We start from the raw sequence: 16896 nt of genomic DNA, 5'->3' as shown, positions 1-16896 counted from the left end.
CGCCGCATTCGAGTGAGGGCCCGGTATCGACCCATCGGTGCCGCGCGTCCAGAACATCCGCCGCCGGCTGGTCGACGTCCGCTGCCCGGATCTGCCGCGGCGTCACGGGCTCGAGCGGCAATCGAACACGGGCCCACCATGGCGTGGCAATGCGGATCCGGCACGCGGTCACCGTGCTGCGCCGTCAATTGACCGCGTCGGTGTCCCGATCACTTCCGGCACCCACGGCGCGACTATGCCCGTTCGCCAGTCGACATAGCGAAACATGCTGCGGACCAACGTCTTCCGTGAAATCGAGCCGATGACGCACAGCACAGCAGCCCACAACCACCACCGAAACAGAACACGCACCGCGACTCGGCGGTGCCGCTCAACCCGAAGGAGACGCATGTCCACCCCGCATGATCAGCCACTCGTGTTGGCCAGACCCACCGGTTCCTACGACGTCATCGTCGAGGAGGATCTGCGCACGCCGATGGACGACGGTGTCGAACTGCTCGGCGATCTGTACCAGCCGGTCGGCGCCGACCCGACGCTGCCCACGATCGTCCTGCGTTCGCCGTACGGGCGGCGCACGTTCATGAGCGGCATGGCGACTGCCCTGGCCTCCGAGGGCTTCTTGGTCTTCTTCCAGAGCTGCCGCGGCACCTGGGGGTCGGAGGGCAAGTTCACGCCGTTCGTCAACGAGCAGCGCGACGGTATCGCGACCCATCGCTGGGTGCGGCAACAGCCGTGGTTCACCGGCCGGCTGGCGACCTTCGGCGAGAGTTACCTGGGCTATACCCAATGGGCCGTCGCCGGAAAGATGCTGCGCGAGGATCCCGACAATGCCCCCGAGGCGCTCGTTCTGCAGATCACCATGCCGCACTTCGGGGCAGTGGCCTGGGAGAACGGCGCGTTCGCGCTGCGCGTGATGCTCAGCTGGAGCAGCGTAATGGACTGGATGGACAGCGGTGCCGCCGCCCGGGGCGAGCGGCCGGACCTGGAATTCGAGAAAGGGTTCGACGTACTGCCGCTGAGCCGTACCGACTCGGCCGTCGTGGGACATCCGATCCACTGGTATCAGGACTGGCTGAGGCACGAGCGCCTCAGCGACGAGTACTGGACCCAGCATTCGCACACCGAGTCGGTTCCCGACGTCACGGTCCCCGTACTCATGACCACCGGCTGGCAGGACCTTTTCCTGCCCTGGCAACTGCACAATTACCGCCAGCTGGTCGAGGCGGGCAATCCACCACGGTTGACCATAGGGCCGTGGGGGCATCGCACGCCGGAGAAAGCCCAAGTGGCACACCAGGACACGATCGCCTTCCTCAAGGAGACCTTCGCCGGCATCGATGCGGGCCGGGCGACACCGGTTCGCGCCTACGAGACCGGTGCGGAGCAGTGGCACGACTTCGAGGTGTGGCCTCCGGAAGGCGTAGGCACCCGGACCTGGCAGCTGCAGACCGGCGGCGGCCTCGGGACCGTACCCGGGCCGGAGGGCACCACGGCCTATACCTACGACCCGCAGCAGCCGACGCCGGCGCTCGGTGGAGCCGCCGACGAGATCATCGAGGTGGTTCCGATCGACAACGCCGCGCATGAGCAGCGCGCGGACGTCGTCGCTTTCCGGTCCGATCCGCTGCCGGCGGCGCTGGACATCGCCGGAGCGCCGGTGGCGCGTATCCGGATCCGTTCCAGCGCAACGAGTTACGACGTGTTCGTCCGTCTCACCGATGTGTACCCCGACGGCCGGGCGATCAGCATCTGCGACGGCATCCGCCGGGTCGGTTCCGTCTCGACCGCCCCCACCGATCCCGCCGCGGACGCCGAGGGCTTCCGGGTGATCGAGGTGCCGTTGTGGCCGACGTTCCATCAATTCGCCGCCGGTCACCAGGTAGGCGTCCAGGTCAGTTCCGGCGCCCACCCCCGCTACGCACGCAATCCGGGCACCGGCGAGCCGGTTTTCGACGCCGTCGATACGGTGGTGGCCCACCAGCAGATCTCCCACACCGGCCCGGACGCCTCCAGTATCGAACTGCCGGTCTGGACCCGATGACTGTCGCACCAGCAGGTCCCCGGCTGGTGCGGTGTTCCCTTCGAGGCCTACCTCGTCCGATCGGATGACTACGGCTCCATCACGCTGGGCGTCGGTGCGTGGACCCATCGCAGGCGGAACAAGGCGGGCAGCCTGCACCGGTCAACGCGCACCGAACCCTGGCCGCACAGCGCCGAATCCCGGAGCCGAATCCCGGAACGGATAGACCACTCAGGTCGCTTACTTGGCGGCGAAAGCTGCGGTCGCCGGGAGACCGCGCTTCCCGCGCGATTCGGAGTTCGCCCTGCTGGGTGAGGCAATCGTCCGCAACCCCGTGCTCAGCGGCCAGGTAATCCGCCTCGACGGAGGGATGTCCACCGCCTTGGCTTCACACAACACACAACCCGTACTCACGCGACATCCGCACATCCGACCCGAACTCATCGAAGTAGCTGAGGTAACCATCATGGCTGAACAGCCAGACACTCAACAATTGCAGCCAGCGGCGACGGAGGACGCGGGCCGGATCGACCCTAGCCGGGTAGGACGCCTGGTCGCCATCATAGTGGCCTTGGTCCTGTTCTCGGAGGCCGCGCCCATACAGCTCGGCATGGTCTCGCTAATCGTCCCCAAGCTTTCGGCGTCGTTCCCCCAGGCGGGCGCCGGGGTGACCTGGGCCGTCACCATCGTCGGCATCGCAGGCGGCGCCACCATGGCGCTGCTCGGCAAACTCGGCGACCTTATCGGCAAGAAACGCGTCGCGCTGCTCTGTGGACTGCTGCTGCTCGTCGGCACCCTACTCTGCGTACTCACCTCGAGCTGGCCGCTGTTCCTGATCGGGCGGGCCCTGGGCGGGGCGGCCATGGCCCTGACCGCACTCGAATACGGCCTAGTTCGAGACCTGCTGCCGCGCAAGTGGATCCCGATCGCGGTGGGTGTCATCGGCACTGGGTTCGGTTTCGCTGCGGTGTTCGCCCCCATCGTCTGCGGCGTCCTGACCGACCACTTCGGTTGGCGGTCGATCTTCTGGTTCCTGTTCATCTACATCGCGGTGACCATCCCGATCGTCATGGTCTGTGTCCCAGAGAGCCCGTTGCGGGTCAAACAGAGCCCCGACGTCCCGGGCGCGGTGTTGTTCGGCAGTTCCATCAGCCTGATCCTGCTGTACGTCAGCGAGGGATCCAGCTGGGGCTGGGCCAGTATCACCAACCTGGCCTACCTGATCGGGGGCGTGGTCCTGCTCGCCGCGTTCATCGGTTGGGAACTGCGTGCGCCCGAACCCATGATCGAGCTCTCGCTGCTACGGAAGCGAGCCGTTTCGATCCCGATGGCGGCGGCATTCCTGATCACTCTGTCGATCACCGCGATCAGTATCATCGTTGCCTACATGTTCCAGACGCCCAAACCGGAAGATCTGAAGGCGCAGATCGTGGGTGGCGCGGCAGCCCAGGCCCACATGCCTGCGTCGGCGGTGTCGAAGTTCATCACCTTCCGCGGCGACATCAGCTACGCCAACGGCTTCTCGGTCCTGCAGATGGCGCTGCACATCACCGTGTGGACCGCGTTGTTCGGCATGGTCTTCGGCGTTGCCGGCGGCTGGCTGTGCCGACGCATCGGTGCCCGAGCGGTGCTGATCACTAGCGGCCTGTGCCTGCTGCTGTCCTCCGCGCTGTGGATCAAATGGCATTCGACCTGGCAGGAGCAGGTGACTATCGGTCTGCTGTACGGGATCGCGTTCGGCTTCTACTTCGCCGCGAACCCGAACCTGTTGATCGACGCCGTCCCCGCCGAGCGCCAGGGCATCAGCGCAGCCATGCTGGCTGTCTTCGGGGCCATCGGTACCTCAGTCGGTACCGCCGTTTTCACCGCGATCGCCTCGGCACACCCCTTCCAGGTGGTCGCCCCTGCGGGCTCGACGGCGGGATCAACGATGGCCAAAGACATCCCGAGCGTGTTTACCGACACCGCCTACAGCTGGTCCTATGTCGCCCTCGGTGTGGTACCTGCTGCGCTGACGGTGCTGCTAGCCATTGCCCTGCGCACCGGCAGAACGCCGTCGCGCGGCGGTGCCTCCGAAGCCATCCTCTTGACCGAGAAGCGCGGCGCGGAGTGAGAAATATCAGACGGATTCGAGTACACGTTCGGTCCTGGTGAACGGCGGAGGGGGCGGACTCGGTGGCGCCACAACACGGCGTTTACTCGAATTGGGCCTCGGTATAGTCCTTTTCGATCCGGACGGCGAACGTGTTGCGGCGGTCACGAGGGCCGACCGGCTATCGGCCGCTCCTGTCCGCAACCAGTTCCGACCGACTGGCGTTACCGCAACACTGCCCGGGTGGACTGTGCGATCAACCTGGCAGGCAACGCCTTTGCGGATGATCGCATCGCAGCCGAGGGAGGACGGGCCGGCAAGACGTGGCAGCGCGCAGGTGAGCACCCACCGATCAGTGGTCCTCGAAACGCGGCCGGTTGCTGCGGGTTCGATGCAGCTTTGCTGGGACGGTGGGGTCTCAGTTGTGGGACGGGTTGGTGGTTTCGGTGGTCGGGCCGGGGCCGCGGGCGGGGTGTTCGTTGGCGGCCCAGGTGGCGAGCAGGGCGAGGTTGTCGGCGGATGGGTGGCTGGTTCGGCTTGTTATTTCGTCGGGGGTAGCCAGGCGGTGGAGTCGTTAGGGTAGAGGCAGCAGGCGCAGTCGAGGGCCTCGGCCGGGCTGCCGACGGGGTATCCGCTGGGCAGGATCGGACACGGCCCGCAATGGCGGAAACGTTTCTGTTGCAATGGGATCGACAGGCTGACCGATCTGCCGCGCAGTGGCCGTCCCCGCACGTTCACCCCTGGGCAGGTCGCCCAGGTGAAGGCCCTGGCCTGCGAGCTACCGGCCTGGACCGGTCTCAGGTTCACAGCAGCCCGTGGGCACGCCCGTTGGTGATGACCTGGGCACGGTTGCGGGCGTCGAGTTTGTGCATCACATTGTGCAGGTAAGCCTTGACCGTATTGACGGAAAGGCCCAGCTGCTGACTGATCTCGTTATTGGTGTGCCCGGTGGCTACCAACCTGAGCACGTCGTATTCGCGCGGAGTGATGGGTGAGCTCGCGGTGAGGGTCTCCTGCCCGCGGTAGCTGCCGGTGCGAGCCACTTCGCGTACCGCGTCACGCAGCGCGAGGCCGGAGGCGTCCTTCACCAGCATCCCGCAGGCCCCCGCGGCCAGGGACGGGGCGACCGCGGCGTGATCGGGAAACGCGGTGAACAACAGCACCCGGCTCGCGGGCGAGACGGCGTGCAGTCGCGGCACGATATCGGCGGCCAGGCCATCGGGCAGACGCAGATCGAGCAGGACGACGTCAGGGCGGTCGTGTGCACAGAGGCGGATTGCCTCGACGGCGTTGCCGGCATGCCCGACCACCTCGATGTCGTTGTGCTGCCTCAGCTGGGTGATCACGCCGTCTCGAACGACAGGGTGGTCGTCGACGACCAGGACCCGGATCAGGTGGGAGGTCAGCATGGCAGTTCCGCTCGCCACGCTGTACCTCCGTCGGCGTCGGAAGCCACTCGCACGATACCGCCGAGACGCCCGAGTGCCTCGGCCGTCGTGGTCAGGCCGATGCCGGGTTTGTGGTCGGGGGGCAGGCCGACGCCGTCGTCGGTCACCGCGACAACGATTCCGCCGCTGGGGCGTTGACTGATCGTGACGACGACAGCCGAGGCGCGGGCGTATTTTTCGACATTGAGCAGCGCTTCGCGCACGGCGGCGATAAGCACACGGGTTCGTGACGGCGCCATCGCGGGCGGGTTGTCGTCGAGCAGGACGAATTCGGCAGGCACACCAGTGCGGTCGGTGAATGCGCTGCAGTCCGCGCGCAGGGCCACCGAGTACTCCAGCGCTGATGGTGAGGCGCGCAGCGCGCGCAACGCGTCGCGTAGCGCGGATGACGCCTGAGATGCTTGCTGTTGCAATTGCTTGACGCGCTCTTCGAGAGTTGGATCGCCTGGAGTCGACTCCGACAATCCGGCCACACCGGACCCGATGGCGAACAGCAGCGCTCCGACGGTGTCATGCAGCTCGGTGGCCAACCGTGCGCGCTCCTCGTGAACCGCCACTTCGCGGGCCAGGCGGGCACGTTCGGCAACAACGACGGCCAGGGCCACTTCGTCGGCGACGGCGATCGCCCGTTCTACAGCTCGATCGCCGAAACCGCGGTCGGTACGTGCCCCAACCGCCATCACCCCGAAGATCTGCCCTTCCCGCTGTACCGGCACAGCCAGCAGTCTGTGCACTCCTTCGGCAGCGATCTGGCGGTCGAAGGTGTGAGTGATGCCCTCCGCCTGGGAGTAGTCGTCGACCAGAGCCGGGCTACCGGTCAGGTGTACTTTGCCGGTCAATCCCAGCCCTTCCGGCACGTGCAGGCCGGACAGCAGACCGGTCCGCGCGCCTTGCACCTGAACCAAAACGAGTTCGTTCCGAGCCGGTGCCCCGGCCGTGAAATTCTCCGCCATCCACACCACGTCACCTTCCGCGGCGAAGATTTCCGTACCGGCACGCAGAATTTCACGCCTGTTGAGCAGGGACACGAGCCGCGCGTGCTCATCGGAAACGGTTGTCAGCACGTTCATAAACACATTCCAGCCCTGCTGCTCAGGCGTGTCATTCAGCGAGCTGCTTGATCAGTTCGCGACGCATGATCTTTCCGGTTGACGTTTTCGGTAATTCGTCGACGAATCGCACCAGCCGGGGTCGTTTATAGGCCGCCAGGTGTTTGCTTGCGAATTCGATCAGTTGCTCTTCGGTGGGGTGGGCTCCGGCTACCGGCACCACGTAGGCGCAGGCGAGTTCCCCTTTCACCGCATCGGGCACCGGTCCCGCTGCCACCATCGCGACCTCGGGGTGTGCGGCGAGAACGCGCTCGATCTCGGCGGGATACACGTTGTATCCGCCGGTGATGATCATGTCCTTGCGGCGGTCGACCACGAACACATGCCCGGTGTCGTTCATCGTGGCGATGTCGCCGGTGTGCAGCCAGCCGTCGGGTTCGATGGCTTCCGCGGTGGCGATGGGGTCGTTGTAGTAGCCGAGCATGACCAGCGGACCCCGGACCATGAGTTCGCCGGCCATGCCCGGCGGCGCGTCACGACTCGCATCGGTGAGATCGGCGATGCGGACCTGCAGTCCCGGCAGACAGACTCCGGTCGAACCGGGCAGCGGCGGCGCATAGATCGCATGCGTGGTTCCCAGCCCGGAAAGCTCGGTCATTCCCCACAGTTCGATCAGGGGCGCGGCGGTGCGCTCCTGCCATCGCTCGATCGTCGAGAGCGCGATGGTCTGTCCGCCGACGGTGCAGCGTGTGAGCGAGGACAGGTCGAAACCATCGAGACCAGGCTCGGCGAGCATCATCGCGTACATCGCAGACACACCTTCGAACAAGGTCGCCCGATGGTCACTGATCAATCGCAGGGCCGCGGCCGGGGCGAACCGTTCCAGCAGCACCACGGTACCGCCGGTCATGAACGTCCCGTTGATGACCACGTTGCCGTACACGTGCGGCATCGGCAGCGCGGTGACCACGACGTCCTCGGCTCGTCGGCCGTGCATCGTCGCCGTGAGCGCACAGTTGAGCAGCACGGCCCGGTGGCTTTGCACCGCTCCCTTCGGATGCCCGGTGGTGCCTGACGTGTATCCGATGGTCGAGGGAGACCCCGGGTCTGCCATGAGGTGCGGAACCGTTGCGCCGACATCGGTGAGCTGGGTGAACGACACAGTTCCGGTGATCTGTTCGCCGAAGGTCACGACGGTATGCAGATCCGGCAACTCGCGGGCCAGCTCCGAGACCACGGCGGCATGCTCGGGATTGGTGAATATCACTGCGGAGTTGCAGTTGCCCAGCACATAGGCCAGTTCGTCGACGGTCAGCATCACATTGACCGGATTGACCACCGCCCCGGCCTTGAGAGCGCCGTGATAAGCGGCCACCCACTCCCAGCGGTTCTGATCGTAGATCGACACCACCTGGCCCGGTCGCACACCCTGAGCCACCAGACCCGCTGCCACCCGGTCGCTCACCGCATCGAGTTCGGTGTAGCTCAGCGTCCGGTCCGACGTCACCAGCGCCGCCTTGTCACCAAAACGCGCCGCCGATGCAGGCAGGATATCCCCAGGCCCGTTCATGACATACCTCCTCGTTTCGGGGCCCAGCACACCACGTTCCGCGACCTCGCGGCACACCCGATCGGGTGTGCCGCGAGGAGCGCCTCACAGCAACAGTCACCATGTCCGAGGGAACCGGCGCGGCAATCGACACGGCGTGGCGGAAGCGGTACGGCGCCGCTGCCGGATGACAGCAGGACCGGCCGCAGCGGTGTCAGGCGAACTTGGGGGTGCGCTTGCCGAGGAACGCGGCGATGCCCTCCTGGCCGTCGGCGGAGTCGGCGCAGTGCGAGATGAAGGCGGCCTCGCGGGCCAGCTGGTCCTCAAGGGTGTGGTCGGAACTGACCAGCAGCAGCTTCTTCACGTTCGCGTTGGACAGCTTCGGGCCCGCAGCGAACTGCGCGGCCAGCTCGTCGACGGCGGTGGCCAGTTCGGCGGCGGGGACGACCCGGTGCAGCAGATTCCAATCCAGGGCCTCGGCCGCGGACAGCGAACGGTTGGTGAGCATGAGCTCCTGGCTGCGGCGCAGGCCGATCAGGCGCGGCAGATAGTAGGTGGCGCCGCCGTCAGGGCTGAGGCCCGCGCGGGTGTAGGCCATGGTGAAGGAGGCGGTGTCGGCGGCGATTACCAGATCGCCGGTCACCGCGAGGCTGAACCCGGCACCGGCTGCGACCCCGTTTACCCCGATGATCAGCAGCGCGTCCATCCGCGCGAAGGAGGACAGCGCCCGGTGCAGGTCGTCGGCCAGGCCCTTCACGTAGGCGTCGGCCTTGGACTCGTTCGCCGCCATCGCCTTCAGATCGCCGCCGGCGGAGAAGAACTTGCCTTCACCGGTCAAGGTGACCACCTTGACCGCCGGATCATCGGCGACCAGGCTCGCGATCTCGGCCAGTTCGTGGCCCAGCACATGGTTGATGCCATTGGCGGCCTCGGGCCGGTTCAGGGTGATCCGTGCGATGCCCCCGGACTGTTCGAACCGGATTGTCTCGTACATGCTCATGGACAGCCTTCCCAATCAATCTCTCGGTAGGTTTCAGTGCTCAGCGGGCGATCCGGCCTTCGAACGCGATTCGAACGCGCTCGATGCCGGTTTCCATCGCATGATCGGTCGTGCCGGCCCTTGCCGGGTGTAGGTTCCGGCTTGTATGAATGTCACCGGGTCCGGCGTGCTGGATGGCCACCAGGCGTAGCCTGCCGCAGGTGCTGGGCCGGAGCAGATGTCGGTTGAGACTCTCGGAACCTGCCGCCCCTGAGAAGGCGCGCTCTCGCTGGTGGCGGTACGGGCATTGTGCCAGCAACCGCGCGAATACGTGACGGTCATCTGATGTGCAGCAACGGATTTCAGCGGGCGGCCTTTCCGGTGGAGGTGAAAATCCGGGAAAGCCGCCGCAGGCGCTCGGCCAGGGCGTACGGCTCGGCAGGGGATTCGGCCCCGGTTATCCAGCTATGGACGATTGCCATCACGCCGGCGGCGAAGAACACCGTCACGTCGTCCAGAGCATCTTCATCGACGTCATCGAACAGGAGGGTGACGGTTGTCCGATTGAGGTCGCTGAACACCTTCTTGATGGCCTCGCTGGCGGCAAAGGCGCACGAACCGCTGAGTACCGCCCGATAGAACCTCTGGTGCTCAGCGAGATGCTGCGCGAGTTTCACCAGTCTCGCCGCGGGGTCCTCCGCGGCGTCCGCGGCCGCCCACCGCTCGGTGAGGTCGACCGCCGCCGCCACCAGGAGTGCATCGCGGTCCCCAAAGTGCAGGTAGAGCAATTTCCGGCTGACGTCGGCAGCCTCGGTGAGATCGGTGACCGATATCGACGTGGTCCCGCGTTCGGCCACCACCCGAACAGCCGCGTCCACCAGCGCCGCACGGGATCGCCGCACCCTCTTATCCCCCATCACCTCCGTCACGGACTAGAAATTACCCATCTGTACCTTAATACACAAGTGCGTATTAAGCTCTGGTGTGTCGATAACGAGAAGAGGAGACGAATGAGCTACGAGGGACGATCAGCAATCATCGCCGGAGGTGCCGGTGGGCTCGGCAGCGCGACCGCTCGGCGGCTCGTGGAACTGGGCTTCGGTGTCGTCATCGTGGACGTCGCCGCGGACAGGGCACGCGCGCTCGCGAGCGACCTCGGCCCGAAGGCCGCATTCGTTCCCGGGGACACGATCGATGACGACGTGGTCGACAGCGCGGTCGCCGCCGCCGGCGAACTCGGCTCGCTGTTCGCCACCGTCTCCGCGACCGGCACGGTCATCCCGGCCGGGCGCACTGTGGAAGCCGATGGCACGTTGCTGTCGAAAGATGTTATGCGCGCGAACTTCGATCTCCATGTGCTCGGGCCGTTCAACCTGGCCCGGATCGCGGCTGCCGCCATGGCAGGAAACGAGGCAGACGTCGACGGCCAGCGCGGCGTCATCGTGCACACTGCATCGATCAGCGCATACGACGCTCAGGCCACGATGGTTCCCTACGCGGCGGCGAAGGGCGGCGTCGCGTCCATGGTGCTGCCGATGGCCCGTGATCTCGCGCCGCTGGGAATTCGTGTCAACGCCATCGCCCCTGGCGCATTCGGCACACCGCGACTTTCGGACCCGAAAATCCAGGCTTTGCTCGTACGCGACAACGTGTTCCCGAAACGAGTCGGACATCCAGACGAGTATGCAACGTTGGTGGAAGCCATTGTGCGGACGCCGTATCTTAACGCGCAGGTTATCCGCGTAGACGGCGGCGCCCGCCTGAGGGCGGACATGCTACAAAGCTAGTCGAACCCGCCTGAGCCATAACTGGGAGTGGGTGCGCAGGGCGGCTGCGGTGTAGTTGGTGGACGGCGCGTAGCTACGGCCGCGTGCTCCGGGCCGAGTACCTGCGCCACCGCGACGGCGCCCGAGTCTTCAGCGGTGCGCGGGTGTCCGATCCCGAGGTGGTGGTGCGGATCAAGGAGCCGCTGTACCGAAGCTGGACAGAAGCGGGACTCACCCTCGTACAGGCGGACGACGCGCTGGACGTGGTGGTCGCGTTCGTTGTCGGCTTCGTCATCGAGGAACAGGAACGGCTCCAGTCCGCCGACACCGATCCCACGCGGTACTCGCTCGCCGAACGCGACGCCGGCCTGGGCGAGCACGCGCCGCTGACCAAGGTGGCCGGGCACCTTCGCGACGATAATGATCAGAGGTTCGAGCGCCACCTGGGCATCGTTCTCGACGGTCTCGCCACCCGGCACGACCGCGCCGACCCACCCAAACGGACGCGACATGCGGTGAATCCCGGTCCGCGGCCGAGCGCGCTCGGCTTCGAGAACCACGACGAGCGCGGTGAAGATTTCGGCGGCGGGCTCCAGCGCGAACACGTCGATACGCTCGTCGGTCTGGTTCGCAAGGTCCGGCCGCGCGAGAACCCGAGCCTTTGGTGGCATTGGTCCGGAGCCGCGCGGACGCGAAAGCAGATTCGAACGGATTCGTAGTTCTTGGGTGGATCCAGTGTCCAGCCGGGTAGCAGCATAACTCGAGCAGCACATCGAGCTCATCGATGATCTTCGCGGCGACTTTGGAATACTTTGCGCCGTAATCGATTTCGAACGCCTCCACCACCAGTTGTGCTTTGTCGATGTCCTCGGCCAGGTAGATTTCACCGCAAACGTGTCGGTCTCTGCGGCTGTTGGCCTGATGGTCGACGTCGCGCCGCTCGTACCAACCTTTTCGTCGCCTTACCAGCCTCTGAGATACGCCGATGGTCATCACCTCCGGTTACCTCCGGTCCAATCGCGGAAGCTCTGCTCGGCGGCAAGCCACCTTGCCCAGTCGCAGCTCTCTCAGCGCCGATCCCTCGGTTATCATCAGCTGGCCGAATGCCACTCTCACCACTGTCGTTCAGAGCTGGCTTCCCACTGCCACCATCCCCCTGTTTCGGGTGGTCGGGTGTGATGGATCCGGCGGGCGTTGCGGTTTCGCCCCCGAGGCCGGGGTGGCAGTCGACGCAGAGCTGGTCTCGGAGTTGGCGCCATTCGTTGCATTTCGCGCATTCGCCGTTCAGGGATTTGGTGTCGATGAGTAGCTGTTTGGGTGGGGGTTCGGGGGTGGTGTGGGACTTGACCCAGGCTTCGATGATGGGGCGGGCTTTGTGGCTGGCGTAGTCCCATTCTTGGCGGAACAGGGCGCGGCCGTGGGTGTTGAAGGATTCGGCGAGGAAGGTCATGCGGGCTTCGATGGAGTCGCGGTAGGTGTGTTCGAGGGGGAGTTCGGGGACACCGGGGCGGCCGAGGCTTCGGCATTCGGAGCAGAGGCCGTCGTCGCCGTGGCCGGACTGGATTTGGCCGGTGTAGCGGTCGATCGCATAGCGTTCGAGGCGGCAGGAGACGCACAGGCCGATGTGGCCGCGGTCGACGGCGTCGAGGTCGTAGTCGCGGCGGTCGACGATGAGTTCCTTGCGTTCGGTGCCGGGGTCCTCCCGTTCGGATTTGCCGAGGTTGTCTTCGTAGGCTTCGGTGACCGTTCCCGCGTGGGGGCGGATCTCGTCCGGTGTGGGCCGCGGTTCTCGAGCAGGTTGCCGGATGTGTTGTCCTTCATCTTTTTTCGGGACGCAGGCTTCGATGAGGGCGCGGTGGGTTTCGTTGCGGTACCAGAGGTTGCGGAGTTTGCCGAGGGCGGCGTCGTGGGTTTTGAAGCGGAGGGTGTGGGCGATTTCGGTGATGATGAGCCAGGTTTGGTCGTCGATACCTTTTTCCAGTTGGCGGAGTTGATATTTGGCTTGGCGGAGGTTCTGGGCTTGGACGAGGGTGCGGATCGCGGTGATGGCTTCGGCGGTCGTGGTGCTGGGGTCGGGTGGTGGGGTGGCCATGTGTGGGCTCCTTCCGGATATGCCTCCTGGTGTCGGTCGAGGTGAGATCGAGTAGCCGGTTATGGTCTGCGGCGGCGGGATTGGGTGTTGCGGCGGGGGTGGCGGTTGATGTTCTGACGGCGTTGTCGGGCACGTTCGCGGTTGCGTTCGATGGCTTTGGACTCCACCGGTTTCGAAGTTGCCGGGGTGGGGTTCTGTTCCGCGGCAATCGAATTGATCGACTGTTCGGTCGTGTGGGGCTGGGTGGTCTGGTTGTTCTGGAGACCGTAGGGCTGGTTGGTTCTGATGCTGTGGTGGATGTTTCGGGCGGCGGCGAGGTCGTTGGCGGACTGGGTGATCTGGTTGTCGAAGCCCCACAGCGCCGATGAGACTTCGGCAGGGACGGGGTAGCTTGTGCCGGAGCGTGGTTCGCTGGCACGGTAGTGCTGTAGCGCGGTGATCAGTTCACTACAGGTCGCGTACCGGCCGGCTGGAATCTGGTCGCCGCTGATCCACTCGCCGTTCTCGGCCATGATGCGGACCTCGGCATACCAAGGAGTTCCGCCGTGGATGGTGTCATGGCCCGCCACGATCACGACGGCGGGGTCATCGGGTGCGCGGTAGTGGGTACGGACACCTTGGCGCTCAGACCAGCCTGATCGGCCCTGTCTGGTGTTGATGGCGTCATCGAGCCAGGTGTGGGCAGTGGGTTCGTCCGCGTAGAGGTTCCGGTGGCGGAGATCGTCGTCGATATCGGCGAGAAGTTGTGCCCCGGAGTCGATTCCAGCGTGGGTGGTGAGGTCGAGGTACCGGTCGCGTAGGTCGTCGGTGTGGAGTTGATGTTCGAAACGCAGCTGTCCTGCCCACGGGTTGAGTTGAGTGCGTAGGGCTTCGCGGTATTCGTCGGCGAGAACTTCTGCGGCCAGTTCGTCGATCCACGGTTTCCCGTCGACCTCCTGGCCTGCGCCCAGGACACGGTCCAGCCGACCTAATTCGGCCCGCAGAGCGATCGGTCCGATACTGTCCGCGCTCATCAGGATGTGCTCGTGACCGGAATGAGAATCGCGTGCACGAATTTCTATGTGAGCCAACGATTTCTGGTCGATGTGACTGCTGTCGTAGAGCCATTCGCGGGCCTGCCACCAGCTCGTACATCCTCGCGAGGTTGCTTGCTGACCGTCCGGAGCATACGTCGCCGTGTAGGGCAGGGGTTGGAGGTTCTGGTCGTCGATGACACGGGGTAGTGCGGTCGCGATGCGGCGTTCGTCGTCCATGACGGCGGCTTGGATGAGGCTGGCCAATTTCGTTGCGGCCGTGGCGGGATCGGGGTCGAGAGTGTCCAGGGTCGTGAGGCCGGTCAGATGTGCGTGCGCATCGTCCGGGTCGTTGCGGAAGCGGTCGCAGGCCTCGTCGAGGTACTGCCAGTGCTGTGACCATTCGCTCTTCGACCCGAGCCAACTTGCGGCGAGTTGGTCCGATTCAGTTTTCCATCTCTCCAGTTCCTCTGGGGTACAGGGGAATTCGGAGGCGACCCGCAATCGGTAGGAGCGTACGAAGTCCCGGCGCATGTCCATTTCGGGGCTATACAGCGGGTCGTTGGTTCGGCCCGCGCGGTCGTCGGGTTCCATATCGACCTCCTGTCCATTTCTCAGATCACGCGCGTTACTGGTCCGCGGTGTTGCGGGATGTGTCCCGATATCCCGAGGATGCGGTCGATCGGATGGTCGTGGGGCTGGGTATGCCGCTGGACGGTGGCGGTAGCGCTGGCATGCAGGCATCGGTGCTGGTGTTCCAGATCCATTGCCGCCCTGATGTATCCGAGATCTGCTTCTGGTGGTTGTCGGTGACGTAGCACGGGGTGGGCGGGTCGGTGTCGGGGTTGTCGCGGATCGCGGTGCCCAATAGTGGTGCCAGGCCGGATAGTTCGGCGGGTGGGCTCCAGGATCCGCAGTCAGGGGCGTGGTCGGGGCCGGAGCCGGGCATGCATTTGAGGTAGTAGCGGTCCCCGATGCGGGCGACGTACATCGGGACGCCGCCGTCTTCGCTGGGGTTGCACAGGCAACCGGGCCACCGGGAGGGATCTCGGCGGATGTCGGCCAGGACATGCTGGCCAGGCTCGCCGAGCAGGTCCAAGTGCTCGCCGTCGAGGCTGTAAGTCATAGCCCACCACCTGCACGGGCGATGTAGGTGGCGATGAGGTCGTCGAGTCCGTCGAGGGTGGATTGTTTGTGGCGGCGGTATCCGCAGTCTCCGGGGCGGCAGCTGGTGAAATCGCTGATGCGCGTGAGGCGTTCGACTGTGGGCCAGAACCATTGCGTGTGCCAGGCGGTGGGATCTTCGCGTGGTAGCTGGGCTTCCTCGGGTGGGCAGCTGTATGCGGCGGTGTGTGCTGCCATGAGCGCGGTGAGTTCTTCCACGACCGCTTCGTGCCGCCACCAGCAGGGTGGGACGCGGGAGCCGAGCTGGTATCGGTGCCGGAGCCAGTCGACCCAGCTCGCCAGTTCGGTCCACAGTTCGGCTTTCTCGGCGGCGTCCAGTTCCGCCCAGGCGTACCGGCACGGCACCGGAGCATCGGCCGAATCCTGTTGTATCCCTTCGTCATCGAATATCATCAATCACTCCTTCCGGCCGGAACGGCTACTCATGTTTCACCAGATTTCAACTGTCACAATCTGTTTCACCATGACGACGGCTTCCGATATCCCGCTCGCCCTGCATTTCGCTCGCCGGGTGCTCATGGGGGTTCTGCCGTGTGAACGATGTGGTCGAAACGGGCTGTGGACGTCAGGACCGCATCGCGCCAGCGGGGCACGTCCCAGACGCTGGGCAGCCGCAGCAGGACTGCGGGGGCGTTGCGGTAAACCAGTAGTGCTTGGTCGGTGTCGAGTTCGCGGATTTCGTCGACTCGCAGCACGGTGTCGTCGTGCAAGGCGTAGCTGCGGCCCCCGGCACCGAGGGTGGCTTCCCACCGGCGACGTTCTCCCAGGAGTCGGGATAGAGCGCCGAGTTCGTCGACGCCGCGCAGGCCGGGCAGGATCACGGTGGCGGGCGCGGACTGGGCCAGGACGCGACCGCCTTCGGTGCCCCAGCGCATTTCGTTCTGGTCCTGGTTGTGCGCGAAGGCCCAGACGCTGATGCCTTTGCCGCCCGAGTCGGTCACGATCATCGGCAGGTCCGGGATCGGGGCGATGTTGTTCATCTCGTCCAGGACCAGCCGGATCGGCGGGTCCAGCCGATTGCCGGGGCGGTGTTGGGATTCGCGGTCCGCCGTGTGGTGGACTTCGGCAGCCAGCGCGGTGACGAAGGGTGCCATGCTGCGGCTGGTGCCTTTGGACACCAGGTACAGGGTGTTCGCGCCGGACAGCACGAACTCGGCGATGTCGAAGGATTCCTGGATCGGAATATCCACTGCGGCCAGGAGTTTCGGGGAGGCGAGGGGTTCGAGCAGGCGGGCTGCGGCGGCCAGGACGTCGTCGGTGGATTCGCTGGCCGAGCCGAGGATCTGTTCGAGTTCGGTGGCCCAGTCCGGCAGGGTCTCGGTGAGGATGTTCACGGCGGTGCGGTTGGTGCGGGCGGATACCCATACGCGTACGTCGCGGATCGAGTGCTCGCCCAGGGCTGCGGCGTGGAGGTAACAGCGCACGAGTGTGGCGGCTTTCTGTTCGAAGTATGCGCCGTTCTTCGTGCCCTCCAGGGGCATCGCGCGAGCCAGCGCGGCAGCGCGGCGGATCGCGGTGTCGGGGTCGTCGCAGCCGGTCAGAGGTGACCAGCGGATCGATTCGGGCCAGCCGGTCAGGCTTTCCGGGTCGAACACCGCGATGCGGCCGCGTTCGGTACGGGCTGCGAAAGTCGCGGCGACCAGGTCGGTCTTGGTTGTGGTGGCCAGCACGAACCCTGGTGCGTCCCATACACGTTGGCAGGC

15 protein-coding genes and 1 pseudogene are annotated in these 16896 nt (G+C 65.5%); 5 read left to right on the top strand and 11 right to left on the bottom strand.

Annotated features, from left to right (window positions below; all coding sequences use genetic code 11):
* Window positions 1-388 precede the first annotated feature (388 nt).
* From NRB20_RS10085 to NRB20_RS39540, 3 genes are all read left to right on the top strand, one after another.
* Window positions 389-2041 carry a CocE/NonD family hydrolase gene (locus tag NRB20_RS10085; protein ID WP_194289782.1) on the top strand — a complete coding sequence of 551 codons (1653 nt, stop codon included), beginning with the start codon at window positions 389-391 and terminating at the stop codon, window positions 2039-2041.
* A 223-nt stretch (window positions 2042-2264) separates the two neighbouring features.
* Complete coding sequence (locus NRB20_RS10080; protein ID WP_153409708.1) at window positions 2265-4133, top strand: MFS transporter; 1869 nt, start codon at window positions 2265-2267, stop codon at window positions 4131-4133.
* Between the two features lie 595 nt (window positions 4134-4728).
* Complete coding sequence (locus NRB20_RS39540) at window positions 4729-4947, top strand: helix-turn-helix domain-containing protein (protein ID WP_153409875.1); 219 nt, start codon at window positions 4729-4731, stop codon at window positions 4945-4947.
* On the opposite strand, the gene NRB20_RS10070 is transcribed toward NRB20_RS39540, so the two are convergent.
* From NRB20_RS10070 to NRB20_RS10045, 5 genes are all read right to left on the bottom strand, one after another.
* On the bottom strand, window positions 4916-5539 hold the full coding sequence (locus NRB20_RS10070; RefSeq protein WP_319944689.1) for a response regulator transcription factor: 624 nt from the start codon (window positions 5537-5539) through the stop codon (window positions 4916-4918). The two genes, NRB20_RS39540 and NRB20_RS10070, sit on opposite strands and share 32 nt — an antisense overlap.
* Window positions 5515-6630, bottom strand: a complete 1116-nt coding sequence (locus tag NRB20_RS10065; RefSeq protein ID WP_153409706.1) for a GAF domain-containing sensor histidine kinase — start codon at window positions 6628-6630, stop codon at window positions 5515-5517. Before NRB20_RS10065 ends, NRB20_RS10070 begins: the two co-directional genes overlap by 25 nt.
* Before the next feature lie 31 nt (window positions 6631-6661).
* Window positions 6662-8179 carry a class I adenylate-forming enzyme family protein gene (locus tag NRB20_RS10060; RefSeq protein ID WP_153409704.1) on the bottom strand — a complete coding sequence of 506 codons (1518 nt, stop codon included), beginning with the start codon at window positions 8177-8179 and terminating at the stop codon, window positions 6662-6664.
* Window positions 8180-8372: 193 nt separating this feature from the next.
* Window positions 8373-9158 carry an enoyl-CoA hydratase/isomerase family protein gene (locus NRB20_RS10055; RefSeq protein ID WP_153409702.1) on the bottom strand — a complete coding sequence of 262 codons (786 nt, stop codon included), beginning with the start codon at window positions 9156-9158 and terminating at the stop codon, window positions 8373-8375.
* A 341-nt stretch (window positions 9159-9499) separates the two neighbouring features.
* On the bottom strand, window positions 9500-10066 hold the full coding sequence (locus NRB20_RS10045) for a TetR/AcrR family transcriptional regulator (RefSeq protein WP_319944688.1): 567 nt from the start codon (window positions 10064-10066) through the stop codon (window positions 9500-9502).
* An 81-nt stretch (window positions 10067-10147) separates the two neighbouring features.
* On the opposite strand from NRB20_RS10045, the gene NRB20_RS10040 reads away from it, so the two are divergent.
* Window positions 10148-10924 (top strand): SDR family NAD(P)-dependent oxidoreductase, encoded by a 777-nt coding sequence (locus NRB20_RS10040; RefSeq protein ID WP_153409698.1) that lies wholly within the window; start codon window positions 10148-10150, stop codon window positions 10922-10924.
* 17 nt (window positions 10925-10941) lie between these two features.
* Complete coding sequence (locus NRB20_RS39535; protein WP_406603804.1) at window positions 10942-11622, top strand: TetR/AcrR family transcriptional regulator C-terminal domain-containing protein; 681 nt, start codon at window positions 10942-10944, stop codon at window positions 11620-11622.
* On the opposite strand, the pseudogene NRB20_RS10030 reads toward NRB20_RS39535, so the two are convergent.
* The 6 genes and pseudogenes from NRB20_RS10030 to NRB20_RS10005 form a co-directional block, all read right to left on the bottom strand.
* A pseudogene (locus tag NRB20_RS10030) lies at window positions 11540-11788 on the bottom strand (transposase); the annotation flags it as partial. The gene NRB20_RS39535 and the pseudogene NRB20_RS10030 overlap by 83 nt on opposite strands.
* Window positions 11787-12995: a hypothetical protein gene (locus NRB20_RS10025; protein ID WP_153409696.1), complete on the bottom strand. Its 1209-nt coding sequence runs from the start codon at window positions 12993-12995 to the stop codon at window positions 11787-11789. The pseudogene NRB20_RS10030 and the gene NRB20_RS10025, both read right to left, overlap by 2 nt.
* Window positions 12996-13054: 59 nt before the next feature.
* Entirely contained in the window at window positions 13055-14602 is a 1548-nt protein-coding gene (locus NRB20_RS10020; protein WP_153409694.1) for a hypothetical protein, read from the bottom strand.
* Between the two features lie 34 nt (window positions 14603-14636).
* Window positions 14637-15134: a DUF1173 family protein gene (locus tag NRB20_RS10015; RefSeq protein WP_153409692.1), complete on the bottom strand. Its 498-nt coding sequence runs from the start codon at window positions 15132-15134 to the stop codon at window positions 14637-14639.
* The gene (locus NRB20_RS10010; RefSeq protein ID WP_153409690.1) at window positions 15131-15586 is read right to left on the bottom strand and encodes a hypothetical protein; all 456 of its coding nucleotides are present in this window, start codon (window positions 15584-15586) and stop codon (window positions 15131-15133) included. Before NRB20_RS10010 ends, NRB20_RS10015 begins: the two co-directional genes overlap by 4 nt.
* 122 nt (window positions 15587-15708) lie before the next feature.
* The gene (locus NRB20_RS10005; protein WP_194289781.1) at window positions 15709-16863 is read right to left on the bottom strand and encodes a type IV secretory system conjugative DNA transfer family protein; all 1155 of its coding nucleotides are present in this window, start codon (window positions 16861-16863) and stop codon (window positions 15709-15711) included.
* Window positions 16864-16896: the final 33 nt, after the last annotated feature.

It is taken from the genome of Nocardia macrotermitis, from assembly GCF_009604405.1.
In the GTDB taxonomy this organism is placed as follows: domain Bacteria; phylum Actinomycetota; class Actinomycetes; order Mycobacteriales; family Mycobacteriaceae; genus Nocardia; species Nocardia macrotermitis.
The sequence above is the reverse complement of the archived record's forward strand: the minus strand, read 5'-3'. Positions and strand labels throughout refer to the sequence as shown.